17 protein-coding genes and 1 tRNA gene are annotated in these 25,912 nt (G+C 42.2%); 16 read left to right on the top strand and 2 right to left on the bottom strand.

The features are described 5' to 3' along the window. Nucleotides 1-2 precede the first annotated feature (2 nt). The 6 genes from BN3283_RS08265 (at nucleotide 3) to BN3283_RS08240 (ending at nucleotide 8,230) form a co-directional block, all read left to right on the top strand. On the top strand, nucleotides 3-2,558 hold the full coding sequence (locus BN3283_RS08265) for a BamA/OMP85 family outer membrane protein (RefSeq protein ID WP_059026352.1): 2,556 nt from the start codon (nucleotides 3-5) through the stop codon (nucleotides 2,556-2,558). Between the two features lie 107 nt (nucleotides 2,559-2,665). Then, the gene (locus BN3283_RS08260; protein ID WP_041504339.1) at nucleotides 2,666-3,181 is read left to right on the top strand and encodes an OmpH/Skp family outer membrane protein; all 516 of its coding nucleotides are present in this window, start codon (nucleotides 2,666-2,668) and stop codon (nucleotides 3,179-3,181) included. Between the two features lie 94 nt (nucleotides 3,182-3,275). Continuing rightward, entirely contained in the window at nucleotides 3,276-4,100 is an 825-nt protein-coding gene (murI, locus tag BN3283_RS08255) for a glutamate racemase (RefSeq protein ID WP_041504340.1), read from the top strand. 23 nt (nucleotides 4,101-4,123) lie between these two features. Continuing rightward, nucleotides 4,124-6,334 (top strand): RelA/SpoT family protein, encoded by a 2,211-nt coding sequence (locus BN3283_RS08250; protein ID WP_059027216.1) that lies wholly within the window; start codon nucleotides 4,124-4,126, stop codon nucleotides 6,332-6,334. 83 nt (nucleotides 6,335-6,417) lie between these two features. Beyond that, entirely contained in the window at nucleotides 6,418-6,870 is a 453-nt protein-coding gene (locus BN3283_RS08245) for a Fur family transcriptional regulator (protein WP_041504341.1), read from the top strand. A gap of 91 nt (nucleotides 6,871-6,961) precedes the next feature. After that, the gene (locus BN3283_RS08240) at nucleotides 6,962-8,230 is read left to right on the top strand and encodes an adenylosuccinate synthase (RefSeq protein ID WP_059026351.1); all 1,269 of its coding nucleotides are present in this window, start codon (nucleotides 6,962-6,964) and stop codon (nucleotides 8,228-8,230) included. Nucleotides 8,231-8,260: 30 nt separating this feature from the next. On the opposite strand, the gene nhaD is transcribed toward BN3283_RS08240, so the two are convergent. Continuing rightward, nucleotides 8,261-9,667, bottom strand: coding sequence for a sodium:proton antiporter NhaD (gene nhaD, locus BN3283_RS08235; RefSeq protein ID WP_059026350.1), 1,407 nt, complete (start codon nucleotides 9,665-9,667; stop codon nucleotides 8,261-8,263). Between the two features lie 76 nt (nucleotides 9,668-9,743). Between nhaD and BN3283_RS08230 the strand changes: the two genes are divergently transcribed. After that, complete coding sequence (locus BN3283_RS08230) at nucleotides 9,744-10,406, top strand: MgtC/SapB family protein (protein WP_041504344.1); 663 nt, start codon at nucleotides 9,744-9,746, stop codon at nucleotides 10,404-10,406. A 37-nt stretch (nucleotides 10,407-10,443) separates the two neighbouring features. On the opposite strand, the gene recQ is transcribed toward BN3283_RS08230, so the two are convergent. Then, nucleotides 10,444-12,618, bottom strand: coding sequence for a DNA helicase RecQ (gene recQ, locus BN3283_RS08225; protein WP_059026349.1), 2,175 nt, complete (start codon nucleotides 12,616-12,618; stop codon nucleotides 10,444-10,446). Between the two features lie 237 nt (nucleotides 12,619-12,855). Here recQ and BN3283_RS08220 point away from each other — a divergent pair, with 237 nt between their 5' ends. The 9 genes from BN3283_RS08220 to BN3283_RS08180 all read left to right on the top strand — a co-directional run bounded on the left by BN3283_RS08220 (nucleotide 12,856) and on the right by BN3283_RS08180 (nucleotide 25,898). Next, nucleotides 12,856-13,821 carry a KpsF/GutQ family sugar-phosphate isomerase gene (locus BN3283_RS08220; protein WP_041504346.1) on the top strand — a complete coding sequence of 322 codons (966 nt, stop codon included), beginning with the start codon at nucleotides 12,856-12,858 and terminating at the stop codon, nucleotides 13,819-13,821. A gap of 56 nt (nucleotides 13,822-13,877) precedes the next feature. After that, nucleotides 13,878-16,373, top strand: a complete 2,496-nt coding sequence (locus BN3283_RS08215; protein WP_059026348.1) for a DUF5686 and carboxypeptidase-like regulatory domain-containing protein — start codon at nucleotides 13,878-13,880, stop codon at nucleotides 16,371-16,373. Nucleotides 16,374-16,478: 105 nt separating this feature from the next. Next, nucleotides 16,479-17,210 carry an LPS export ABC transporter ATP-binding protein gene (gene lptB / locus BN3283_RS08210; protein ID WP_041504347.1) on the top strand — a complete coding sequence of 244 codons (732 nt, stop codon included), beginning with the start codon at nucleotides 16,479-16,481 and terminating at the stop codon, nucleotides 17,208-17,210. 62 nt (nucleotides 17,211-17,272) lie between these two features. Beyond that, nucleotides 17,273-17,354 (top strand) — tRNA-Leu (locus BN3283_RS08205). 79 nt (nucleotides 17,355-17,433) lie between these two features. Further along, nucleotides 17,434-18,786, top strand: a complete 1,353-nt coding sequence (gene tig, locus BN3283_RS08200) for a trigger factor (protein WP_059026347.1) — start codon at nucleotides 17,434-17,436, stop codon at nucleotides 18,784-18,786. 119 nt (nucleotides 18,787-18,905) lie between these two features. Further along, nucleotides 18,906-22,232 carry a SusC/RagA family TonB-linked outer membrane protein gene (locus BN3283_RS08195; protein WP_059026346.1) on the top strand — a complete coding sequence of 1,109 codons (3,327 nt, stop codon included), beginning with the start codon at nucleotides 18,906-18,908 and terminating at the stop codon, nucleotides 22,230-22,232. Further along, nucleotides 22,232-23,686: a RagB/SusD family nutrient uptake outer membrane protein gene (locus BN3283_RS08190; RefSeq protein WP_059026345.1), complete on the top strand. Its 1,455-nt coding sequence runs from the start codon at nucleotides 22,232-22,234 to the stop codon at nucleotides 23,684-23,686. Before BN3283_RS08195 ends, BN3283_RS08190 begins: the two co-directional genes overlap by 1 nt. A 5-nt stretch (nucleotides 23,687-23,691) precedes the next feature. After that, nucleotides 23,692-24,384 (top strand): DUF4843 domain-containing protein, encoded by a 693-nt coding sequence (locus BN3283_RS08185; protein ID WP_286137604.1) that lies wholly within the window; start codon nucleotides 23,692-23,694, stop codon nucleotides 24,382-24,384. Further along, complete coding sequence (locus BN3283_RS08180) at nucleotides 24,384-25,898, top strand: PKD-like family lipoprotein (RefSeq protein ID WP_059026343.1); 1,515 nt, start codon at nucleotides 24,384-24,386, stop codon at nucleotides 25,896-25,898. Before BN3283_RS08185 ends, BN3283_RS08180 begins: the two co-directional genes overlap by 1 nt. The last annotated feature ends 14 nt before the right edge of the window (nucleotides 25,899-25,912 follow it).

The raw sequence follows: 25,912 nt of genomic DNA, 5'->3' as shown, positions 1-25,912 counted from the left end.
AGATGATAGGAAAAACAGCGTTTGTACTGATATTTATATTTTGTTTTAATTGGGTTGAGGCCCAAGTTGCGGATTCGACAAAAAAAGAAATCGAGATTTATTATTCTGATCCTAAATCGTACGAGTTGGCCGGGGTGGAGATAACCGGTACGGGCGGAGGTTATGATAAGGATATTTTATTGCAGATGTCCGGATTGACTGTCGGACAAAGGATTACCATACCCGGAGATGCGATAACAAAAGCTATACGGAGATTATATGATCAGGGGATTTTTTCTGATATCTCTATCTCCGTGGACCGGATCGAAGGAGATAAAGTATATCTGAATTTGTATATTCAAGGAAGTTATAGGCTTTCGAAAGTACTGTATGTCGGTTTGAAAAAATCGGAAGAGACAAAAGTACGGGAAAAATTAGCTCTTATGCCGGGTATCCAGGTAACAGAGAACACGAAAGTCAATATAAAAAGAGGTATTGAGAAATATTTAAAAGAGAAAGGGTATTACAATTCCTCTATCAAGATTATTCAAAGAGATGATCCTGCCGTGGAGGGGAGTGTGATATTGGATGTTATTGTCGAGAAGAATAGCAAAATTAAAATTTCCGATATTATTATTACGGGGAATAAAGAGATTAAAGCCCGGAAATTAAAAGCGGCGATGAAAAAAACAAAAGAAAAATCTTTTGTTAATTTCTTTAAATCCGCTAACTTTATAGAGAAAAATTATGACGAAGACAAATTTAATCTTCTGAGCAGATACAATGAAAAAGGGTATCGAGATGCCGTTATCCTGTCGGACTCGATCGTTCCGGTTTCGCCGAACAGGGTGAAGATTTATATTAATCTGGAAGAAGGGAATAAATATTATTTTAACGATATTACTTGGGTGGGTAATACCAAATACGAATCGTGGCGTTTATCTTCACTCTTGAATATCAAGAAGGGAGATGTCTACAATAGCAAGTACCTCCAAGAACGGTTGTATATGGATGAGGATGCAGTAAGTAATATATACCAGAATAACGGTTATCTTTTTTCGAGACTGGATCCTATTGAAACGATTGTCGGCAATGATTCGATCAACTTGGAAATTCGTGTGATTGAAGGACCTCAGGCCACTATTAACAAGTTAATGATAAGGGGTAATACCCGTACGCATGAACATGTGATTCGTCGGGAATTATACACGTATCCGGGTGAGCTGTACAGTCGGCAAGATGTTATTCGGAGTATTCGGGAGTTGGCTAACATGGGACACTTCGATCCGGAAAAGATCGATCCTAAATTCGAACCGCATCCGGAAGCCGGAACAACGGATATTATTTACAATGTATCAGAAAAACCCAATGATAAGATCGAGTTATCCGGAGGTTGGGGGGCCGGAATGATCATCGGTTCGTTAGGATTGACATTCAACAACTTCTCTATCCGGAATATTTTTAATTGGGATTCCTATCGTCCTTTACCGCAAGGAGATGGACAAACATTCAGTTTGAAAGCTCAAACGAACGGTAAGTATTATACCTCGTTCAGTATCTCGTTCCGGGAACCGTGGTTAGGAGGGAAGCGTCCGAACTCGCTGAGTGTTTCGGCCTATTTTTCCCGCCAGACAGGTTATTCCCGTAATTATTATAATTCTTATTACGTGAACTCCAATAAATCCAAGGATTTTTATAATTCGAGCGAGTTGATGTTGACTTACGGTATTAGTGTCGGGCTGGGACGGAGAATTACCTGGCCGGACGATTGGTTTACAATGTATAACGAGATCTCTTATCAACGTTACGAGTTGAAGAATTGGCCCTATTATATTTTTAGTGACGGAAATTCCAATAATCTATCTTTTGCAACCGTGTTGAAGCGGAGTTCGATAGATAACCCTTTGTATACGAAACAGGGAAGTGAATTTACCTTGTCCTTGGCTTTTACTCCTCCTTACTCTTGGTTTGATAATCGTGATTACGCGACGGAGAAGGACCGGATAAGGTATAAATGGATCGAATATCATAAATGGAAGTTTAGCGGGAAAGTTTATGTCCCTTTGACGGATGTGAACAAACCTCGTCCTTTGGTCCTTTATGCGTCCGTTCAATACGGTTACCTGGGACATTACGATAGTGATAAAAAATCCCCGTTCGAAGGATTCGAAATGGGTGGAGACGGAATGTCGGGATATAGCTTGTACGGCCGTGAATATATCGGGTTGAGAGGATACGAGAACGGATCGTTGACGAATGCGGGGTCGAGCTTTATTGCACCGAATGCCGCGGATGCGAGTCTTTATTCCAAGATTACCATGGAGATCCGTTATCCTATTTCGTTGGCACAATCGGCGACTATTTACGCGTTGGGATTTTTGGAGGCGGGAAACTCATGGTATAAATTAAAGGATTTTGAGCCTTTTAACCTGTATCGTTCTGCCGGGGTCGGTCTACGCGTATTTTTGCCTATGTTCGGTTTGTTGGGTATAGACTGGGGGTATGGATTTGATGAAGTGCCCGGTCGTCCGGGAGCCGCCGGATCGCAAATACACTTTGTACTCGGTCAGGAATTTTAGTTGACATAATCTTTTTTTTTGTAATTTGTTAGGTTAGATTAATAAGATAAAAGAGTGAAAAAGCAATTAATTTATTACTTTTGTAAATCATCAAATAGACAAACATTATGAGGAATACAATGAAATTTTTTGTTTTTGTAGCATTTATTTTTGCTGCACTTACAGCTTCAGCTCAGACGAGTCCTATAAAGTTAGGGCATTTAGATACGGATAAGCTGTTAAGTATAATGCCGGAATTTAAGGATGTACAGACGAAAATACAACAGAAATTTGAGGCTGCAAGGAAAGAGTCTGAGGATATGCGTGCGGAGTTTGCCAAAAAGTATCAAGAGTATCAGCAAAATGCGAAAACGTGGACTGATATTATCAGAGAAACGAAAGAGCAGGAATTGCAACAAATGAATCAAAGAATACAGGATTTTGATACGAATGCAGGTGAAAGATTGGATAGAGAGAGAAACGAGTTGATGGCTCCGCTTCTTGAAAAGATTAAAAAAGCGATTACCGAAGTGGGAAAAGAGAATGGGTATACCTATATCTTTGCAGCCGGTGCATTGCTGTTTGCAGCTGATAATAGCGATGATGTATTGCCTTTGATTAAGAAGAAACTCGGGATTCTATAAAGTCGATCCGATATAAAAAGCCGCCGATGGCGGCTTTTTTTTTGTTTAATATCTCGAAAAAGGTTATATTAGCACCTATATATAGAAAAGAAGTATGAGTTGTCCAATAGGGGTTTTTGATTCTGGTTATGGAGGGCTTACGATATTGAAAGATATTGTGAAAGAGATGCCTGGATACGATTATATTTATTTGGGCGATAATGCTCGGACACCGTACGGAACCCGATCCTTTGATGTCGTTTATGAATATACCCGCCAGGCGGTTTTTAAATTATTCGAAATGAATTGCCGGTTGGTCATTCTTGCCTGTAATACCGCATCGGCCAAGGCTCTTCGTACGATTCAGCAGGTGGATTTACCTTTGATTGACCCGGAAAGAAGGGTGCTGGGGGTTATCCGTCCCAGCGTGGAGGCTGTTCCCCGTTTTACGACGAACGGGCATATCGGGGTATTGGGGACCAAGGGTACCGTGGCTTCCGGTTCCTATCTTATGGAAATTGCCAAGATACATTCGGAAAAGGGACTCCGGGTTACGCAACAGGCATGTCCCATGTGGGTTCCTCTGGTGGAGAATGACGAAATAGATTCGCCGGGGACGGATTATTTTGTAAGAAAATATGTTCAGGAGCTAATGGAAAAAGACCCGATGATAGATACGATTATATTGGCCTGTACCCATTATCCGCTGTTAAGAGAGAAAATAGATGAGATTATACCCGAGGGCGTGACTGTCGTTGAGCAGGGGGGCTTGGTGGCCCGAAGTTTAAAAGATTATTTGGAACGTCATCCTGAAATTGACGGGCGGCTTTCCAAAGAGGGGAAAATCATATATTATACTACTGAAAAAGGGGGTATGTTTGACCGGATGGCGGCTTTATTCCTGCAATCGGACGTAACTTCCCGGCATATAGAGATATAACCGTGACCTAAATCATGATGGATATGACAGAGCAGGAAATAATAGAGGCAGCTTTCGAGGATTTATTGAATTCCATGCGGAAGGGGACCACTGAAGAGAATAAGAAGTTAATTCGGGTGGCGTTTGAGTTTGCCAACGAGGCGCATCAGGGGGTTCGGAGAAAATCCGGAGAACCTTATATTCTTCATCCGATTGCTGTGGCCAAAATTGCGACGAAAGAGATCGGTTTGGGAACGAAGTCGGTGATCGCCGCTTTGCTGCATGATGTCGTGGAAGATACGGACTACACGGTAGAAGATATATCCAATCTGTTTGGGCCTAAAATCGCTTCTCTCGTGGATGGATTGACGAAAATCAGTGAGGTGATGGGATCGAATACCACGAAGCAGGCCGAAAGTTTTCGAAAAATGATCCTTACTTTGGCTGATGATGTTCGTGTGATTCTGATTAAGATTGCCGATCGTTTGCATAATATGCGCACGTTAGACTCCATGCCCGAACATAAGCAGGTGAAAATAGCGGGAGAGACGTTGTATATTTATGCTCCTTTGGCTCATCGTATGGGACTGCATGCGATAAAAACCGAATTGGAGGATTTAAGTTTGAAATATGAAAATCCGGAAGAGTATAAAGCTTTAGAAAAACGGATTCAAGCCTATAAAACCGAAAATACGAATCTTTTTCAGCAGTTTATTATTCCTATACGGGAGCGTTTGGCGGAGAATGGTTACCGGTTTGAGATTACGGCACGTACCAAGAGCGTCTATTCTGTTTGGTCTAAGATGCAACGTCGCCATATCTCGTTTGAGGAAATATACGATTTGCTGGCGGTACGTATTGTTTTCGTTCCCAAAAGTAATCAACCCGAAAAATGGCAGTGCTGGAACATATACTCCCTGATTACGGATTTGTACAGTCCCAAACCCGAGCGTATACGGGATTGGGTCAGTGTTCCGAAAGCGAATGGATATGAGGCATTGCATCTGACGGTAATGGGACCGGGGGGACGGTGGATTGAGGTTCAGATTCGTTCGGAACGTATGGACGAAATCGCGGAACGGGGATTAGCCGCCCATTGGAAATATAAGGGCGATACGGATGCTAATTCCGAATTGGATAAATGGCTGGCTGGGATCAAAGAGATGCTGGAACAACCGGGGACGGACGCTTTAGAGTTTCTGGATGAATTCAAAATGAATTTATACGCGAAAGAGATCCGGGTGTTTACTCCTAAGGGAGATATGAAAACTCTCCCCAAAGGAGCAACGGCTTTGGATTTTGCTTATGATATCCATACCGAAATCGGAAATTCCTGTATCGGGGCAAAGGTCAATCATAAGTTGGTTCCCATGAGTCATGTTTTACAAAGCGGAGATCAGGTGGAGGTATTGACGAGTGATAAGCAAAAGCCTCAGGGCGATTGGCTTGATTTCGTGGTTACGGCCAAGGCGAAAACGAATATAAGTGCGGCTTGCAGGAAGGAAAAGAAAGAGCAGATCCGGAATGGCGGAATGATTTTTGAGAAATTGCTGGAGGATATGCGTCTACCCGATTCCCCAGAGACGATGAGGAAAGCACTCAATCATTTGAAATTGAATGCAAAAGAGGATTTGTTTGTTAGCTTGGCTAAAGGGCATCTGGATGTGGAAGAGGTGAAGAGGGCATTGAAAAGAAAATCGGAAAATAAATTTGTAAAATACTGGAAATTACAGTTTTTCAAAAACGACAGATCAGATGCGGCGAAAGAAGGGGGAGCGGGAGATAAAAAGAAAAAGGATGAAAAGGTCTTTAATGATGTCGTGGAGGATGCCTCCGATTTTATTATTGCCCCTTGCTGTAATCCTATTCCGGGCGATGATGTCGTCGGAATGAAGATCGACGATAAGATTACCGTTCATAAACGTAAATGTCCCGAAGCCATTCGTTTAATGTCCCGTTACGGGGATCGAATTGTGCCTGTCAAGTGGGTTAGTCATAAGATTATGTCTTTTTTAGCCGTGATTAAATTGAACGGTATTGATAGTATGGGGATCGTGAGTGATATTACAATGATTATTTCTAAGGAGAATAACGTGAATATGCGCACGGTGCATTTTGAAACGAAAGACGGAATATTCGAAGGAATGATTCATTTATACGTACATAATACGGCGGATTTAAACAATCTGATGATGAAAATAGCTTCGTTGAAAGGAGTGGAAAACGTATCTCGAGTGGAGAATATAGACCTTTAATTAAAATTCTTCTAAATTAGATGAGCATGTTTTCGAGATTTGTTGTAATTTAGCAAAGTCATAAATCAAGTGCTTTGGACTCAATGGAAAAAATAAAGGAGACGGTAAAAGAGATTTTTACTACTTACTTGCAGCAAAAGGGACATCGTAAAACACCGGAACGATATGCTATTTTAGATGAGATCTATTCTCATACAGGACATTTCGATATCGAATCTTTGTATGTTTTTATGAAGAATAAAAATTACAGGGTAAGTCGGGCAACTTTGTATAATACGATTGATTTGCTGTTGGAGTGCAAACTGGTGATAAAACATCAGTTCGGAAATAATATTGCCCAGTTTGAAAAAGCTTACAACAACAGGAAACACGAACATATTGTATGTAAGGTATGCGGAAAGGTGGAAGAGTTTGCAGACCCTCGATTGGAGGAGATCGTTGAGCACGTGGAGGATAAATATGATTTTTCGGTTCATCATCATATGCTTTATATATATGGTGTCTGTCACGACTGCAAGTTGGCTGCTTCGAAATAAATATTACCTTTGTACGTTTGTTTTTTTAGTAATTGTTTTATAATCCAAAATCGTTGTGCTTACGCGGCGATTATAATTAAAATAGTATCAAATGAAAGTAGATGTATTGCTGGGGTTACAGTGGGGAGATGAGGGAAAAGGAAAGGTCGTTGATGTTTTGACGCCTCATTACGATGTGATTGCTCGTTTCCAAGGAGGTCCTAACGCGGGACATACGCTGGAATTTAACGGTGAAAAATATATTCTTCGTTCTATCCCTTCCGGAATTTTTCAGGGGGATAAAATAAATATTATCGGGAATGGTGTCGTGTTGGACCCTGCTTTATTTAAAGCGGAAGCAGAGGCACTCGAGGCGTCCGGCCATGATTTGAAGAAGAGATTGCATATATCTAAGAAAGCCCATTTGATCCTTCCTACACATCGTTTCTTGGATGCTGCCTATGAGGTGGCTAAAGGAGATGCCAAAGTGGGGACGACAGGGAAGGGAATCGGACCGACTTATACGGATAAGATCAGTCGTAATGGCGTTCGCGTAGGGGATATTTTACATGACTTCGATACTAAATACGCGAAAGCAAAGGCTCGTCATGAACAGATATTGAAGAGTTTGAATTTTTCATACGATTTGTCTGCCGTTGAAAAAGAGTGGTTTGAGGGAATCGAATATTTGAAACAATTTCAATTGGTAGATAGCGAACATGAGGTCAATCATTCGTTGAAAGCCGGAAAGTCTATTTTGGCGGAAGGGGCACAGGGAACGATGTTGGATATCGATTTCGGTTCTTATCCTTTTGTGACCTCGTCCAATACCGTTTGTGCCGGAGCTTGTACCGGGCTGGGGGTGGCCCCGAGCCGTATAGGAGAGGTTTACGGTATTTTTAAAGCCTATTGTACCCGTGTCGGAAGCGGTCCTTTCCCCACGGAGCTGAAAAACGAGGTGGGAGATCGGTTGTGCGACCTGGGACATGAGTTCGGATCCGTTACTGGAAGACGTCGTCGTTGCGGTTGGATTGATTTGGTTGCGTTAAAATATGCCATTATGATAAATGGTGTCACGCAACTCATTATGATGAAAAGTGACGTGTTGGATTCTTTCGATACCATCAAAGCCTGTGTAGCTTACGAAATTGACGGAAAAGAGGTAGAGGATTTCCCTTTCGAAATCAATGATAACATCAAACCGGTTTATGTGGAACTTCCCGGTTGGAAAACCGATATGACCCGGGTGAGTTCGGAAGATGAATTTCCTGAAGAGTTTAATAACTATTTGACTTTTCTCGAAGAAGAGACGGGAGTGCCGATCAAGATCGTTTCCGTCGGACCGGATCGGGAACAAACGATCGTCCGTTATCAGGAGTAATATAAAATGGAGTGTCCTCCGACACTCCATTTATATTTTCTGTAAGATATAAACGGCGATACCACCGAGATAACCGAGGAGGGCGATCCATGTGATATGTTTGAGATACCAAACGAAATTGATACGTTCTAACCCCATGACCACAACACCGGCTGCGGAGCCGATGATGAGGATGCTGCCCCCGACTCCCGCGCAATAGGCCAGGAGTTCCCAAAAGGTACCGTTCGTGACGAAATTCATTAAATAGGGCGTGAGGGGTTGTGTTTCCGGGGTAACGAGAGGATACATGCCCATGGCGGCAGCCACTAAAGGAACATTATCGATGATGGAAGACAGTAATCCGATGATACCGTCGATAAGGTAGACATTGTCCAGTTTTTCGTTCAGGAAGGTGGCCATATGATTTAATATTCCTACTGTTTCTATTGCGGCAACGGCCAAAAGGATGCCAAGGAAAAAGAGGAGGGTCGAGTAATCTACTTTGGGGAGTATGGCCGAGACTCGGTAAGGGAAAGTCGTAGCGGGTGTTTTTTTGCGGTTGTAAAGAATCTCAAGGTATATCCATAACATGCCTAAAGCTAATAGGATGCCGACAAAAGGCGGTAAATGGGTTATGGATTTGAAAACGGGGACAAACAGCAAACCGACGATTCCCAGTAAAAGAATAATAAATTGCTCGCGATGGGAGACGGGTAAATTGTTGCCGGTAGTTGATGATGCGTTGGAAACGGTAGCCGTATCTCCTTTGATTTGAAAAGAGACGATGATCAGGGGTATCACGATAGAGATCAGGCTGGGAAGTAGAAGTTGTTTCATAATGCGAGCGGCGGTTATGTTGTCGTGTATCCAGAGCATAATAGTGGTGACGTCTCCTATGGGAGTCCAGGTTCCGCCTGCGTTAGCGGCGAGGATGACGATGCTTCCGAATATCCATCGTTCCGTTCGATCCGTAATCAGGCGACGTAACAACATGACCATCACCATGGCTGTCGTCAAATTGTCTAATACGGCCGACATGAAAAAAGTAAGAAAGGCGATAAGCCACAATAACTTTCTTTTACTTTTTGTTTTTATCTGCTTGGTAATGATGTCGAAGCCATGATGCGTATCGATGATCTCGACGATTGTCATGGCCCCGAGTAAATAAAATAAAATTTCGGCAATATTCCCTAAATGGTCTATTATTTGCAGGTTAATAAGATACTGAATGGCTTGTTCCCGGAGAGAGAGAGAATGCAGAGAGGGATTTGCCGTAACGTATTCATGGAAAGAAGTGTTGTTGGCCGAGATAATGATTTCCGGGCCTGCAAAGATACAAAGGGTCCAGAGTAGCATTCCTAACACTAAGGCCGTAGCGGTTTTATTAACCCCAAGGGAATGTTCGAGGGCAATAAACGTGTAACCTATGATGAATAGTAAGATAGCAATTGTGATCATATTCTTTTGTTTCTGATAAACATCATACGTTATTTTGCGTAAATTTGTTGGTATTCATAAATAGAAAAGAGAGGATATGATTTGGGATTTTATTTTTAGATTATTTGTCGCGGGTGTTTTAGGTGCGATTATCGGTTTGGATCGGGAATACCGGGCCAAAGAGGCTGGTTTTAGAACACATTTCTTGGTCGCTTGCGGTAGCGCTTTGTTTATGATTGTTTCAAAATATGGTTTTGAAGATGTTTTGGGAGATAAGGGTATAGGTTTGGACCCCAGTCGTATAGCTGCACAGGTGGTGAGCGGGATAGGTTTTCTGGGGGCCGGTACTATTATTATTCAGAAACAGTTTGTACGCGGCCTGACGACCGCGGCAGGGGTATGGGCAACAGCAGCTATCGGACTTGCCGTGGGAGGCGGAATGTATTGGCTGGGTGTCGGGGCTATGGTTTTGACTTTGCTGGGACTTGAAGGGTTGGGGTATTTGTTTAAGAGGATAGGGTTACGGAGTGTATTGTTGGTGTTCACGACAAGCGCGCGTGAAAATATTAAATTGGTCACGGATGAGATCGAACGCAAAGGACATACTATCGCGAGTTATTCGACGGAAACCGGACAATTAGGTGATTCTTCGACTTACCGGGTGACTTTAATTATAAAAACGAGAAGGGCAGGGGATGAAAGTTTGTTATTTCAGTATATGCAACATCTTCCGGATATGATGATAGACCGTATGGAATGAAAAAAAACTGCCTTACAGGGCAGTTTTTTCTATTGGTTTAATTTCCATGTTTGGAATGGAATTTCAAACGCATCAACCTCAGGTCTTCTTCCGCATAGTCCCCGTCGAACTCATCATAAGCATCTCCGATATTGTCGCTCTTGGCTTCCATGAAATAATCGAATATTTCCTGTTGCTGCTCTTCATCGAGGATTTTGTTAATATAGTAGTCGATGTTCAATTTGGTACCTGAAAATACAATAGCCTCCATCTCTTTGATTAATTCCTCAAAAGATAATCCTTCTGCGGAAGCGATGTCTTCCAGATCGATTTGGCGGTCGATATTTTGTATGATGTATACCTTAAATTTGGATTTATTGGCGACGGTTTTAACTACCATATCTTGAGCCCGTTCGATTTCGTTGTCATCCACGTATTGTTTGATCACCTCGACGAACTCCTTACCATATTTTTGAGCCTTTCCTGTTCCAACTCCTTGTATGTTAGCTAACTCTTCGAGGGTAATCGGATAGTTGATACACATGTCTTCCAGTGACGGGTCCTGGAAAATAACATAAGGGGGCAGATTGTTTTTCTTGGCTATCTTTTTTCTTAAATCTTTCAGTATGGCAAATAATGTGCTGTCTAACGCTGAAACACCCCCCTTTTCCTGAAGTTTCTCTTCAGATTCTTCAAAATTATGATCTTCCATCAGCATAAAATCTTTAGGTTCTTTTAAAAATTCGTGTCCTTTTTGAGTTAATTTAATGACACCGTATTGTTCAATATCTTTTTCTATATAACAGCTAACTAAGGCTCTTCTGAAAACCATATTCCAGAATTGGGGAGTTTTTTCAGAACCGATACCGAAAGATTCCAGTTCGTCGTGATGATACGATTTTATAGTAGAATCGGTTTCTCCCATCAGAATATTTACCAGATGCTCGACCTTGAATTTCTCTTTAACTTCCAGAATCGTATTTAAAGCGTCGATCAAATATTCTTTCCCTTCGAATTCTTTTTTGGGGAACAGGCAATTATCGCAGGAACCACAATTTTCTTCCTCGTAGGTTTCACCGAAATAGTGTAACAGGACTTTTCGCCTGCATAGGGAAGATTCCGCGTAAGAGACGGTTTCTAACAAAAGTTGTTTACCTATCTCTTGCTCCGCAATGGGTTTCCCCTGCATGAATTTTTCTAATTTCTGAATATCTTTATAACTATAAAAAGTCAGGCAATAACCTTCTCCTCCGTCTCTTCCCGCGCGTCCGGTTTCCTGGTAGTATCCTTCCAGACTTTTGGGTATATCGTAGTGGATAACGAATCTGACATCCGGTTTGTCAATGCCCATACCGAAAGCGATCGTTGCGACAATGACGTTTACCTCTTCCATTAAGAATTTATCCTGATTCATACTCCGGGTTGCCGCATCCATCCCCGCGTGATAAGCGGCTGCTTTGATGCCGTTCACACATAAGACTTCTGTCAGTTCTTCTACCTTTTTTCGGCTCAGGCAATAAATAATGCCTGATTTACCCTCGTTGTTTTTAATAAATTTGATGATGTCTTTTGTCGGATCGATCTTCGGTCGTACTTCGTAATATAGATTAGGACGGTTAAAAGAAGATTTGAATACTTGGGCATCCAGCATATCTAAGTTTTTCTGAATATCGTGTTGTACCTTCGGTGTTGCCGTTGCCGTTAAGGCGATTATGGGAGCTTTCCCTATTTGTTCCACGATAGGACGGATTTTCCGGTATTCCGTACGGAAGTCATGCCCCCATTCGGAGATACAATGTGCTTCGTCCACGGCAAAGAAAGAGATATTGACTTTACGGAGGAATTCGATATTACTTTCTTTGGTTAATGACTCCGGAGCTACATACAATAATTTTGTTTTGCCGTTGAGTACGTCTTCTTTTACGCTTAATATGTCGTTTTTACTGAGAGAAGAGTTCATGAAATGAGCTACGCCTTCAGATTCGCTAAAGGAGCGCATTGCATCCACCTGGTTTTTCATTAAAGCAATCAGCGGAGAGATTACAATCGCTGTCCCTTCCAGAATGAGAGCGGGCAGTTGATAACATAAAGATTTTCCCCCTCCCGTAGGCATCAAAACAAAAGTATTGTTTCCTGCCAGTACATTCTTAATAATCTGCTCCTGATTCCCTTTAAAATTATCAAAACCGAAATACTCTTTTAATTTAGCATGTAAATCAATTTGCAATCCCATGATTTTATTAAAAATTTCTACACACCTCCATAGGAGGGAGTGCAAATTTATAACTTAATTTTTTTGTACAAACAAAATAGGCGATAATAAATCTATTCCTACACATTTTTGGGGCAATCGTAAAAAAATAATACTTTTGCCCTTAGTAAAGTTATAGACAAAAACCGAGTGTGCAATAAATTTTGATTTTTTTTTTGCTGAAACTCGTTTTTTTGAAATTAATAAACGAAAAGGAGCATGGTAGACATAAAATCAATCGCCTTGAATGTGATTCGGGATGAGGCCGAAGCTATTCAGAATCTGTCCCGATACATAGATAAAGACTTTGAGGCTGTCGTAAAATTGATTTACGAGAGCAAAGGACGCGTCATTGTTACCGGTATCGGTAAAAGTGCCATCATAGCGACGAAAATTGTAGCGACCCTAAACTCAACGGGTACTCAGGCTATATTTATGCATGCCGCTGATGCTATTCACGGTGATTTGGGAATGATCCGGGAGGAGGATGTGGTTATCTGCGTTTCAAAAAGTGGAAATACTCCGGAGATAAAGGTACTCGTCCCGTTGATACGGAATATAGGTAATCATAACATCATAGCCATGGTCTCTAATACCGATTCTTTTTTGGCACAAAATGCGATGTATGTTTTGAAGGCAAAAGTGGAAAAAGAGGCCGGTCCTTTAAATTTAGCCCCGACAAATTCAACTACGGCACAATTAGTGTTAGGAGATGCATTAGCAATGTGTCTGATCGGTTGCAGAAGTTTTTCTAGTCGGGATTTTGCTAAATATCATCCGGGAGGTTCTTTGGGAAAACGTTTGTATTTAAGGGTCGCAGATGTTTTTGATAAAAATAATCGTCCTTGTATCAAGAAGGAAGCGGGAATTCGTCCGGTGATTTTAGCGATGTCGAAAGGAAGATTGGGAGCTGTTGCTATTGTGGACGAAAACGAGAAACTAATAGGGATTATTACAGACGGTGATTTACGGAGAATGATGGAGAAATATGAAGATGTCGACGGATTGACGGCAAACGATATTATGTCGAAGTCTCCGAAGACTATTTTTGAAGAGGAGTTGGCTTATAACGCCTATCGGTTGATGGAAAAAAATAGTATTACTCAACTGGTCGTTGTTGACGAGAAGTTACGTTATAAGGGAATCGTTCATTTACATGACATATTGCGCGAAGGGGTGGTTTGATGGGATCATGATTTTAAAGGTGGCAATGAAAAATTTAAAAGTGGGAGATTTTGAATATGATAAAACGCGCAAAATTCATTCTATTTTTATTTTTGTCTTTATGGATTACCGAATTATCGGCACAAACAACTAAAGTACGCGGACGGGTGACCGATGCCAAAACGGGAGAGCCTTTACCTTTGGTAAGTATCTCTTTTGTCGGAACTACGATCGGAATTACCACGGATTTTGACGGATATTATACAATTGAAACCCGCGCTGAAGTGTCGGAGATTATGGCGGCTTATCTTTCTTACGAGCGGCAGGTGGTAAAGATAAAGCCGGGGGCATTCAATACGGTGGACTTTAAACTGGTACCGGTTGTTACGGATTTAGAAGAAGTGATGGTGACTCCGGGGGAGAATCCTGCTCACGCTATTTTGCGTAATATCTCTAAAAATAAGAGACGAAACAACCCGGCCGAGAAGGACTCTTATCATTGTTCCACTTATACCAAAATGGAACTGGACGTGGCCAATATAAAACCGGAGTTTAAAAATAAAAAACTGCAAAAGAATTTCGGCTTTATATTTCAATATATCGATACCTCTGTTATAACGGGTAAAGCTTATCTGCCCGTTATGATTTCGGAAGCTTCAGCTGACTATTATTATCGGAAAAATCCCCGCTTAAGCAGGGAAATTGTAAAAGCCAGTCGTATATCGGGCATAGAAGAAGATTATACCCTGGCCCAATTCACGGGACATCTGCACGTGAACGTGAACCTGTATGATAATTATATTAATATTTTTGAAGTAAACTTTGCCAGTCCTTTAAGTGAACACGGATTGATGTATTATAAATATTTTTTGGTGGATAGTGTTCAAAAGGAAGGGAGAAAGATATATAAGATTCGTTTCCATCCCAAGGGAAAATCGATTCCGGTTTTCGACGGAGAGATCAATATCGATTCTTTGACCTGGGCTTTGGAGTCCGCTACCTTGCGTATGGTAAAGGGATTAAATGTAAACTGGATTCGAGATTTGGTGATTGAAAATACCAACGAGCTGGTGAATGATTCGACCTGGTTTTTGAAACAGGACAAAATCATGGCGGATTTTACCGTGCAAATGAAGGATTCCTCTAAGTTGATATCTTTTATGGGACACCGGCAAATCGACTATTCAGATGTAAGGATTAACGAGGATATTCCGCCGGAAATTGCCAGGTTGGATAATGATATGATATTGAGTGAGGATGTGTTGAAGAATGATGAGAGTTATTGGCAGTCGGTGCGTCCTTATCAGTTGAGCGAACGGGAACAGAATATCTATAATATGGTAGACTCGATAAAGAATGTGCCTTTGTATCAAAACATATATGATTTGATCAATACGGTGCTGTTCGGTTATTATCCGGTGAAAAAAGTGGAGTTGGGACCTTATTATAAGTTATTCAGTTTTAATAAGCTGGAAGGTGCAAGATTCCAGCTGGGAGCCCGTACCACGAGTGAATTCAGCAAGAAAATACGCCTGAGCGGTTACGGTGCTTACAGTACGAAAGACAATGAATTTAAAGGTGGGGGGAGTGTGGAGATCGTATTCAATACGTTGCCGACTTCCAAAATGACGATCGGGGGTAAACATGATGTGCTTCAATTGGGTGCGAGCGAAAATGCTTTCACTACCGGAAATATTTTAAGTTCTATTTTCTCCCGGGGTAATAATGAAAAATTGACGCTTATCAATCAATTTGATTTACGGTATGAAAAAGAGTGGTGGTCGTGGTTTACCAATACTTTTGCCTATGAGTACAGACAGATGTTTCCTACCCCTTATGTGGATTTTTTCCGTCCGGATAGTATGGAGGTAAGCCAGATCCGTACCTCACAATTCCGCTTGGGATTGCGTTTTTCTAAAAATGAGGTAGTGGTACGTAAGACTTTCGACAAGATGTCTATGGGGTCTAAATACCCTATTGTCAGTATGGATTTGATCGCGGGTGTAAAAGGGGTTTTTAACAGTCAATACAATTATCAACGTTTGGAGCTTTCCGTTAAACATGATTTTACGATTGCTCCGATAGGTTACAGCGACGTTATGTTGTCCGGAGGGAAAATATTCGGAAAAGTTCCCTATCCTTTGTTGAAATTGCATGAAGGAAATGCGACCTATTTTTATGATCCTTATGCTTTTTCTTGTATGAATTTCTACGAGTTTGCCTCGGATTTGTGGGGAGCTGTTTTCTGGGAACATCATTTCCGGGGATTTTTCTTGAGTAAAATTCCGTTAATGAAGCGGTTGAAGTGGCGCGAGGTGGCGACGGTAAAAGCGTTGTGGGGATCTTTGTCCGATAAAAATAACGGAAGCCGACCCGACACGGAAGCTTTGTTGCTCTTTCCCCAAGGAATGTCTTCGGTTTCGAAACCTTATATAGAGGCTGGGTTCGGTGTTGAAAATATATTTCGATTTATTCGTATCGATGCCATGTGGAGAATAACTCATCGGAAGGATAAAGATAGGCAGGACGTGGATAATTTTGCCATTAATTTTTCCTTGCATTTGAATTTCTGACGGAGAGTTATCGTATAGGCAAATTGTCACTTTTGATCATTTTTGGGTGACGGCTTTTACTTTTACGTCGAAAAGAATTATCTTAGCGCGATAAAACTGAATAATATGAAATTAAGGGCTGAGGATCTGGTAAAAAAATACAAAAGCAGAACCGTCGTAAAAGGAGTTTCGGTAAACGTGGAGCAAGGGGAGATCGTGGGGTTGTTAGGGCCGAACGGGGCAGGAAAGACGACCTCTTTTTATATGATCGTAGGTTTGATCAAACCGAATGGCGGACGTATTTTTTTGGACGATACGGAAATTACGACGGAGCCGGTGTACCGGAGAGCTCAACTGGGAGTCGGTTATCTGGCGCAGGAAGCTTCCGTGTTCAGACAACTGAGCGTGGAAGATAATATCAAAGCCGTACTGGAGATGAGTAAGTTCCCGAAAGATTATCAAAAGCAACGTTTGGAAGAGATGTTGGATGAGTTCGGGTTGCAGCATATTCGAAAAAGCAAAGGTATCCAATTGTCGGGGGGAGAACGTCGGCGTACGGAGATTGCGCGGGCTTTATCCATTTCTCCGAAATTTATTTTGTTGGATGAACCGTTTGCCGGTGTCGATCCCATTGCCGTGGAAGACATTCAGAGCATAGTACAGAAATTGAAAGAGAAGAATATCGGTATTTTGATTACGGACCATAACGTACAGGAGACCTTGTGTATTACCGACCGGGCTTATCTGCTGTATGACGGACGTATATTGCAATCGGGTTCAGCGGAACAATTGGCGGAAGATCCGGAAGTGAGACGCGTCTACTTGGGAAAGAATTTTGAACTAAGAAGGAAAAAATAAAAAAAGGTTTAAAAATTTTGGAACTGATAAAAAAGCACTATATTTGCACCGCAAATTAGCAAGCGGGCGTGGCGAAATTGGTAGACGCACTAGACTTAGGATCTAGTGCCGCAAGGCGTGGGGGTTCGAGTCCCTTCGCCCGCACTTGAGAAAGAGCTGGCCGCCTTCATTTAGGTGGCTTTTTTGTTTGTTTTATCATTATTATCATTTATCATAGAGAAGTATGAATATAACACAAACCCAGATCGATGACCTTAACGCAACTCTTAAGGTTCAATTAGATAAGGATGACTACGCTACCCGCGTGAACGATGCATTGAAGGAGTATCAGAAGAAAGCAGTAATTGACGGTTTTCGTAAAGGTAAAACTCCCTTTGGGATCATAAGGAAGATGTACGGTAAGGCCGTGTTGATAGAGGAGATCAATAAATTGATAGGAGAAGGGCTGACCAAATATATTCAAGACAATACACTGAATTTGCTTGGGGAACCGCTTCCTAACGAAACGGAAGGACAGGATTTGAATTTGGATCAGGAGAATTTCGAATTTACTTATGATATTGCATTGGCTCCCGTGATGAATGTGAAGTTGAGCAAGCGTGAGAAAGTACCTTATTATACGATAAAGATTGATGATGAAATGATAGACAAACAGGTCGAGAGTATCTGTAAAAATAGCGGAAGTCTTGAGGTCGTTGATGTTGTTGAAGGGACAGAGTATTTGAAAGGTGAGCTGATCGAATTGGACGAAAACGGGAAACCGAAAGAGGGAGGAATTCGCAATGAGGATGCTTCTGTTTCCGTGTATCATATGAAGGACGAAGAGGCTCGTAATGCTTTTATCGGGGCAAAAGCGGGAAGTGAAGTTATTTTCAATCCGGCAAAAGCTTATCCGAATAAGACTGATTTTGCCGCCATGTTGGGAGTAAGCAAGGAGGAGGCCGAGAAAGTTAAGTCTGATTTCTGTTTGATTGTCAGTGAGATAAAAAGATATGTCGATGCGGAAGTTAATCAGGCATTGTTTGATAAATTATATGGAGAGGGTGCGGTAAAGAGTGTGGAGGAGTTTCACGCTAAAGTAAAAGAAGATTTAGGAAACCAGTTTAAGGGACATAGTGAATATCGTTTCTCTGTGGATGCTCGCGATAAAATGCTGAAAAAGAATGAGGATGTTGTTTTGCCGGAAGCTTTTTTGAAACGTTGGATGGTGGCTACGAACAGGGAGATGACACCCGAATCGGTAGAGAAGGACTTCGATTCTTATCGGGAGGAGTTCAAGTGGCAGTTGATTAAGACTGCTATGGTTAAGGAGTACGAAATAAAGGTAGAGGATGAGGATATGAAAGGAATGGCTCGTGAGATTGCGGCAGCTCAATTGCAACAATACGGATTGTACGGTCTGACCAATGAACAGTTGGACGGTTTTGCCGTTCGTTTGTTGGAAGATCAAAAGCAACGTGCCAATATGTACGAGAGAGCTTTGGAGAACAAAATCTTCGCTACCGTGAAAGAAGGTGTAAAATTGGAGGAGCAGTTGGTAACGATGGATGAATTCGGGAAATTGTTTGAGAAGTAATTTTTTTTCAATGATAGAAAAAACTGCCGGAAAATTTTTTCCGGCAGTTTTTTTATGTTTCCTATTGTTTTTAACATGTTTTGTTTTTAAAATGGAATAGATTACTCTATTTTTGCTGTATGAATAAAGTCTTGTATCTGATCTTGTTATTGCAATTTGTTTCGTGTTTTACTTTTGCTCAAGCTCGGCATCCCGCTAATATAAGAATAAGTGCAGATTTTAAAGATACCCCCATTTTAAAGGTATTGGAAGAGATAAAGCAAAAGAGCGGAATCAGTTTTTTATGTAATCACGAACAAGTTCGGGAACTTCCTCCCGTTACCAAACGTTTCCGGTCGGAGACGATAGAGAATATATTGAAATTTTGCCTGAAAGATTCCGGACTTGATTTTCAGTTTGTCAATCGTGTTATTATTATTACTCCCATGGAGCCTGAGATGATAAAAAAAATGGAGATTTCCGGTCGGGTATACGATATCTCCGGACTTCCTTTACCCGGAGTAACCGTGAAGTTGGATGGGACTGTTGTCGGGGTCTCCACGGATCGAGAGGGGCGATTTCGGTTGGATATTTACCCTCGTGAAGCGGGAGTTCTTCTTTTTTCTTTTGTCGGGATGAAACCGCGAAGGATTCCGATTATTCAGGGGCGGACAACGGGTATAAGTGTCTTTCTGGAAGATGATCCGGAATTGATAGATGAAGTGGTGATTACCGGTTATTCTAATTATGCGAAAGGTAGTTTTACCGGAAACTCCACAACTATTTCCGGAGATAAATTGCTGAGGGTTTCAAAAACCAATCTTTTGAGTGCCATTCAGACGTTTGAACCTTCTTTCCGAATCCATGGGAATAATGAATGGGGATCAGACCCGAATACCTTGCCGGAACTTTACGTGAGGGGACGGTCGGGTATAGGAGTCACGGAGTTAAGTAAGGAGGATTTGACGAAGTCGGCCTTGGAAAATAATTCCAATTTGCCGACGTTTATTTTGGACGGTTTTCAGATTGATATTCAGAAAGTGTACGATATGGATATGGATCGGGTGGAGAGTATCACGATTTTGAAAGATGCGGCGGCAACGGCGATGTATGGTTCCAGGGCCGCCAATGGTGTTATCGTTATTACCACTCGGGGAATACGGCCGGGAAAATTGCATGTCGGCTATCGTATGAATGGGGAGGTGGCGTTTCCTGATTTGTCTGATTATAATCTGATGCATGCGGCAGAAAAAATTGAAACCGAACGGTTGGCAGGTTTGTTCGAACCGGATAATGCCTCTTCTGAGGTAGCGGGACTTGCAGAGTATAATAGTAAGTTGAAACAATTGGCTAAAGGAGTCGATACCTATTGGCTGTCGAAACCGGTACGTGCGGTTTTCAATCATAAACACTCGCTGGTTGTGGAGGGGGAGACCGGAAACCTGCGGGTGGGGGTGGACTTTCTTTATCACCAACAGAACGGTGTTATGAAAGGTTCTTTCCGGACCCGGACCGGTGGAGGTTTAAACCTCGATTTTCGTTATCGTTCTTTGCAACTTCGGAACAGGATATCTTATTACGCTGTCCGGTCGGAGGATTCCCCTTATGGGGTATTTAGCGATTATACGAAACAGCTGCCTTACGACGAATATCGGGATGATAAAGGAGACGATCTGCCTTATTTACAAAATTGGCATTCCGGCCCCTTGAAACTGAATCCTCTTTATGAAGCCGGTTTAAAGAGTTTTGCTTATTCGAATTATGATCAATGGATCAATAATTTCGATATAAACTGGTACGTGAATGATTACCTCTCTTTTAAAGGAGGAATCAGTGTGAGTCACCGGACTTCGGAGCGGGAGGAGTTCACGGATCCGCGTTCCTTGAAACCGGTAAATCTGGAGAGTACATTGAAAGGCTATTTGGACATAAGAAAGGGAAAAGCTCCGGAGTGGAATACGAATGCTTTGGTAACCTATGACAGGTCGGTGGGGGTACATTATATTCATATGACGGTAGGAATAAATATTCGTTCTTCCCGGACTGAGTATATATCTTCTGCTTACCGGGGATTTGCTTCAGGGGATTTACATTCTCCCAATTATGCCATGGAAGTCGTTGTAAAACCGACGTTGGGAGAGGTGACCAAAAGACTTTTGGGTGTATTCGGGAGTCTGAATTATGCTTATCGCTCGATCTATTTGTTTGATGTTGCCGGGCGTGTGGACGGTTCTTCCGAATTCGGAAAAAATAGACGGTTCGCCCCTTTTTGGTCGTTGGGTGCGGGAATCAATCTGCACCATTGCTCTTTTATGAAAAAATGGTCTGCTGTGGATCGTCTGAAGGTAAGGATGAGTTACGGGCAGACGGGGAAAGTGGATTTTCCCGCCTATTGTGCCATCTCCACTTACGAGGTGACCTTGGATGACCTGTATAAAACGGGTTCCGGGGTTTTGATGAAGACTTTGGGAAACCCTAATTTGAAATGGGAACGGACCAATACGATGGATATCGGAATGGAACTGGAACTGTTTAAGGGGGTGTTGGCTTGTAATCTGAGTTATTACGATAGTCGCACGCGCGATTTGATTACGGATGTGACGATTGCTGCCTCTTCCGGCTTTCCCTCTTACAAAGATAATTTGGGAGAGGTACGGAATCGGGGAATCGAATTGTCATTGAGTGGAAACTTGATAAATAAATCCGATATTCATTTGAATGTGTACGGTAATTTGTCGCATAATCGGAATCGAATAATGAAGATTTCCGATGCCTTGAGAGAGTATAATCGAAAAGTTGACGGGTACTATGGAGACTATCACGAGGGGCTGAGTGATTTAAAATATACCCGTCCATTGTTGAAATACGTGGAGGGGGGATCTTTAACCGCCATTTGGGGAATGCGCTCTTTGGGAATCGATCCTTCCACGGGGAAGGAGCTGTTTCTTGGTCGACAAGGAACGATGACCCAGGAGTGGAAGTCCGGAGAACAAGTTGTCATTGGAGATTACGAACCGGATGTTCGCGGAGCTTTCGGGTTTAATGTAAAATACAAGGGATGGACATTATTCGCCTCTTTTCTTTATGAGTTCGGAGGACAGCGATACAACGAGACCTTGGTTCGAAAGGTGGAAAATGTAGATATTGCCGAAGAGAATGCAGATCGTAGGGTTTTGTTGGAAAGATGGCGTAAACCGGGGGATAAAACATTTTTAAAAGATATTCGGAATAGGGAGTTAACCCGGCCGACTTCCCGTTTCTGTCAGGATTATAATGTACTCTCTTGGGATGCGGTGTCGTTGGGATATGATTTGGATCGAATAGGGACGGAACGTTTGGGAATAGAAACCATGAGACTGGAATGGAGTATGAATGATGTGTTTCGTTTCTCCTCCATAAAAGAAGAGAGAGGTATCTCTTATCCTTTTGCCCGGAATATGAGTCTTACTTTAAAAATATCTTTTTAATGAAATCGGTATTGTGGATAATAGCTGTTTTGATCGTATTTGCGTTTACCTCTTGTGAAAAATGGTTCGAGGTAACTCCGGCCGGAGAGGTGGCGGAGGATGATCTGTTTCGGAATGCAGAAGGATTTCGGAACTCTCTGAACGGAATATATCAGGGTATGAGCAGGGCTTCACTTTACGGCCAGGAGTTGTCCTGGGGTTTCATCGATGTGTTGGCACAGTATTATGACGTGAAAAATTGCAATGATATCGGTTATCGGGTAGTTATTGATGCGGATGATTACAATTATTCTCACGCGACCGTTCGGCCGAGATTGGATACGCTATGGATAAATGCCTATCATTTGATAGCCAATTGCAACACCCTTCTAAAACGGGTAGAAAAGGCAGATTCATCTTTGTTTAGGGATGGAGGCGGGGAGTTGGAGAGGCGATTGATAGAGGGAGAAGCATTGGCTATTCGGGCTTTTCTTCATTTCGATATATTACGGCTTTTTGCTCCGGCTCCTCTCGTTCATAGTGGAGAAAAGCGGGTGCCTTATTGTGATCAGGCCCCCTCTGTTAATTTTCCTCGTTTAACAACGGAGGAGGTGTTGGAGAAAGTCATCCGGGATTTGGAAAAAGCCAAAAGGTTGACAGCTTCGTTTGATACCCTTTACCAAACTCAGATAATGTTGGTGGATTGTCGTTTAGGAGATTCGAAATTGGCCGGGGTAAGCGATTTCCTGTCTTTTAGGGGGTATCGGTTAAATTATTATGCTATATGCGGGGTATTGGCCCGGGTGTATCTCTATCAGGGAGATAAGGCGTCGGCGATGAGAGAGGCGGAGAAAATGATTTACTCTTCTCTCTTTTATTTTTCAGAACCGTCGGAAGCTAAAAAGGGGAATTTAAAACTATATGATGATGTTATTTTCGGACTGTATAATAATAAATTGGTTGATATATACGGAGCTTTGAATGATGAGGGGCGTACCTCTTACTCCTATCTTTTTTTGAAAGATCGAGAAGAGCTCCGGGATGAGGATCCGGATGACGTGAGGGTGGGCGAAAGTTTGGTGGTTAAACGAAAGGATAGGGACGTATGTGGTAAGTATTTTTACGTGGCTCCTCCGGCTTATCGCTTAAACAATAAATTGATACCCGTATTGCGTCTGAGTGAATTGTATCATATCTATATCGAATGTGTATATGATTTGGTCGGAGAAGAGAGAGCAAAGGCGGTGTTCGCCTATTTACGCTTTTGCCGGGGATCCCGACGGGAACTCTCCTTGGGGAGTAAGGAGCGGCTTTATCGCGAACTACTGTGGGATGCCCGCAAAGAGTATACGGCTGAAGGACAGTTGTTCTATATGTATAAAAGACTGAATCGGAATATTACGGTTGATGGTAAGACCTATGGAATGTCGAAGAATTTTGTATTTCCTCTTCCGGAGGTAGAGACTAATATATGATGAAAATGCGGAAAATAGGATGGATCGGTTTGTGGATTCTTGTTTCTTGTTCTTGTGGTAAGTCCGAAATGAAAATGTTCGGCGGAAAGAATTATGTCTATTTTGCCGGACGTTACGATCGGGATAGCGTCGAGGTATCGTTTTATTTTCATCCGAATACGGAAGTGTTGAGTATCCCGGTTCATTTGAAGGTCTCCGGAGATTTGCTGACTGAAGATAAAACATTCGTGATTGAAGCGGACGAGTCTTCGACGGCGGAAATTACCGATTATACTTTGCCGGAGTGGAAATGGAAGGCGGGGGAGGTTGAAGATTCTTCTTTTCAGGTGGTTTTGCACTATTCGCCTAAATTGGAGACCCGAGTTGTCCGTTTGGTTTTGAAAGTCGTGGGGAATGAAAACTTTTTACCGGGGGATATGCCTTACCGGAAAAAGATCATTCGATTTTCTGCTTTAAAATCAAGGCCGTTGTGGTGGAATGATAAGATTACGGACGAATATTTGGGACCTTATACGGAGAAAAAATTGGATGTTTTCATGGAAATTACCGGGGTAGGCGATTTGACAGGACTGGACGAAAACAGAATACGTTCTCTGGCGGTTCAGTTCAAGTATAAACTTATTGAAGAGGCAGAAAAGGGGAATATTATTCAAGATGAAAACGGCCCCATGTATAAAACGGTAAGTGTAAGCGTGTAATGAGAAAAATTGTTTTAGGAATAGGGATATGTTGTCTCTTGTATGGTTGTTACAAGGATAAAGGAAATGATGACTATGTTCCCGTCAACGAAATCGTCATTCGGGGAATCTCGGCCCTTTATCAAAAGAATGCGGGGGAAATATTGGAGATAAAACCGGAAGTTTGTTATAGTTACGATACGATGGCTCCGAAGCATTGGGCTTATCGATGGAAGATCCAAAGGGGTAAAATAATAGGTAATCAGCAGGATTTGCGTTATCTGGCTGATACGATCGGAGAGTTTGAATGCTATTTTAGCGTTAAGGACAGCGTCAATGGTATTGAGTATGTTAAGGAGTTTATGTTGCGGGTGACGTCCCGTTACAATAAAGGATGGATGATATTATCCGAAAAGGATCAGATTTCCCATCTTTCGTTTATTCAGGAGAGGAGTCGGGGAAAAGGGACGGAGTATACGGCCTATCCGGATGTGTATGAGGTCGAAAACGGGGATGTGTTGGGAAGTTCCCCGGTAAAGTTACGAGAACATTGGCCGGGGAGTGATTATTCGGAGGCGGCCGGGGAAGTGATGGTCATGCAGAGAGGCGGACAGGGGTGTGTGGAATTAAACGACGTCTCTTTCCGGAAGGTGATGCATACGCGGGATGAGTTTCTTGAAAAAAATTATCCGCCGGGTTTTGTCATTAAGGATGCGCTTCACGGGATTTGGTCGGGTTATTTGCTTAGTGAAGATGGCGGTTTGTATTTTCGGAAGTATTTGACGAATGAAATATTGCATAGTGGAGCTTTTATGCAATTTAGAGCGGCTTACGGGGGAGAAGAGCTTCAGGTCGATCGGTTGGTGCTTACCGATTATCAAAAGGTCCCTTTCTTTTTGTTGTACGATGGACGGCATAGAAGATTTTTGTGGATTTCTGATGCTGGAAAAGATGCGACTCGTATTGAAAAATTATATTATAGGGAGGAAAGACCGGCCGCATTTATGGATATCACGGGATTACCTTCCGGAGTAGACCTGTCGTATATAGGCTATTTGAGCGAGGAGTACAAGAGTTGTGGATTTTTAGTACTGTTGCGACGGAATGATGAGGTGATTGTCCAAACTTTTTCTGTTACCCTTGATCGGGAAATTATAAATCCCTATGCGGTGAAATTCAAACATCCGGATCTTTTGGATGGAAGAAATGTAATGACCCTTTTGCCTAAGCGTGGGTATTTGCTTTTTTCGGGTGGTATGGACCAGCGGGGGTTATATTGTTATGATCCTGTTTCTAATGATATCAGGCAAGTATATCTATTTGATAGTCCGGTATGTTCGATAGCTTATAATTCGGACGTGACAGACCGGACGAATACCCGGATCGGGGTAGGGTTGGAAAATGGGACCTTCATGGTTCTGGACGCCTCTTCCGATTCTATTATGACAGGTCTTGTCCCGTTATATACTTCAGCTACTTCTTTTGGACGAATCGTCGATGTTGTTTATAAAATGCAACTTAAAAGTGCTTTGTAAACTGCTTTCGTCTC

The sequence above is a fragment of the Gabonibacter massiliensis genome, assembly GCA_001487125.1.
Taxonomy (GTDB): Bacteria; Bacteroidota; Bacteroidia; order Bacteroidales; family Marinifilaceae; genus Gabonibacter; species Gabonibacter massiliensis.
This window is presented reverse-complemented; position numbering and strand designations above follow the sequence as displayed.

Excerpts from the sequence above, each read along its gene's own strand:
- nhaD (WP_059026350.1), bottom strand. The coding sequence starts at position 9,667 with ATGATCACAATTGCTATCTTACTATTCATCATAGGTTACACGTTTATT.
- BN3283_RS08245 (WP_041504341.1), top strand. The coding sequence starts at position 6,418 with ATGGAAAAAATAAAGGAGACGGTAAAAGAGATTTTTACTACTTACTTG.
- BN3283_RS08185 (WP_286137604.1), top strand. The coding sequence starts at position 23,692 with ATGCGGAAAATAGGATGGATCGGTTTGTGGATTCTTGTTTCTTGTTCT.
- BN3283_RS08190 (WP_059026345.1), top strand. The coding sequence starts at position 22,232 with ATGAAATCGGTATTGTGGATAATAGCTGTTTTGATCGTATTTGCGTTT.
- murI (WP_041504340.1), top strand. The coding sequence starts at position 3,276 with ATGAGTTGTCCAATAGGGGTTTTTGATTCTGGTTATGGAGGGCTTACG.
- BN3283_RS08230 (WP_041504344.1), top strand. The coding sequence starts at position 9,744 with ATGATTTGGGATTTTATTTTTAGATTATTTGTCGCGGGTGTTTTAGGT.
- recQ (WP_059026349.1), bottom strand. The coding sequence starts at position 12,618 with ATGGGATTGCAAATTGATTTACATGCTAAATTAAAAGAGTATTTCGGT.
- BN3283_RS08195 (WP_059026346.1), top strand. The coding sequence starts at position 18,906 with ATGAATAAAGTCTTGTATCTGATCTTGTTATTGCAATTTGTTTCGTGT.
- BN3283_RS08265 (WP_059026352.1), top strand. The coding sequence starts at position 3 with ATGATAGGAAAAACAGCGTTTGTACTGATATTTATATTTTGTTTTAAT.
- BN3283_RS08260 (WP_041504339.1), top strand. The coding sequence starts at position 2,666 with ATGAGGAATACAATGAAATTTTTTGTTTTTGTAGCATTTATTTTTGCT.
- BN3283_RS08180 (WP_059026343.1), top strand. The coding sequence starts at position 24,384 with ATGAGAAAAATTGTTTTAGGAATAGGGATATGTTGTCTCTTGTATGGT.
- BN3283_RS08220 (WP_041504346.1), top strand. The coding sequence starts at position 12,856 with ATGGTAGACATAAAATCAATCGCCTTGAATGTGATTCGGGATGAGGCC.
- BN3283_RS08215 (WP_059026348.1), top strand. The coding sequence starts at position 13,878 with ATGATAAAACGCGCAAAATTCATTCTATTTTTATTTTTGTCTTTATGG.
- BN3283_RS08250 (WP_059027216.1), top strand. The coding sequence starts at position 4,124 with ATGACAGAGCAGGAAATAATAGAGGCAGCTTTCGAGGATTTATTGAAT.
- BN3283_RS08240 (WP_059026351.1), top strand. The coding sequence starts at position 6,962 with ATGAAAGTAGATGTATTGCTGGGGTTACAGTGGGGAGATGAGGGAAAA.
- tig (WP_059026347.1), top strand. The coding sequence starts at position 17,434 with ATGAATATAACACAAACCCAGATCGATGACCTTAACGCAACTCTTAAG.
- lptB (WP_041504347.1), top strand. The coding sequence starts at position 16,479 with ATGAAATTAAGGGCTGAGGATCTGGTAAAAAAATACAAAAGCAGAACC.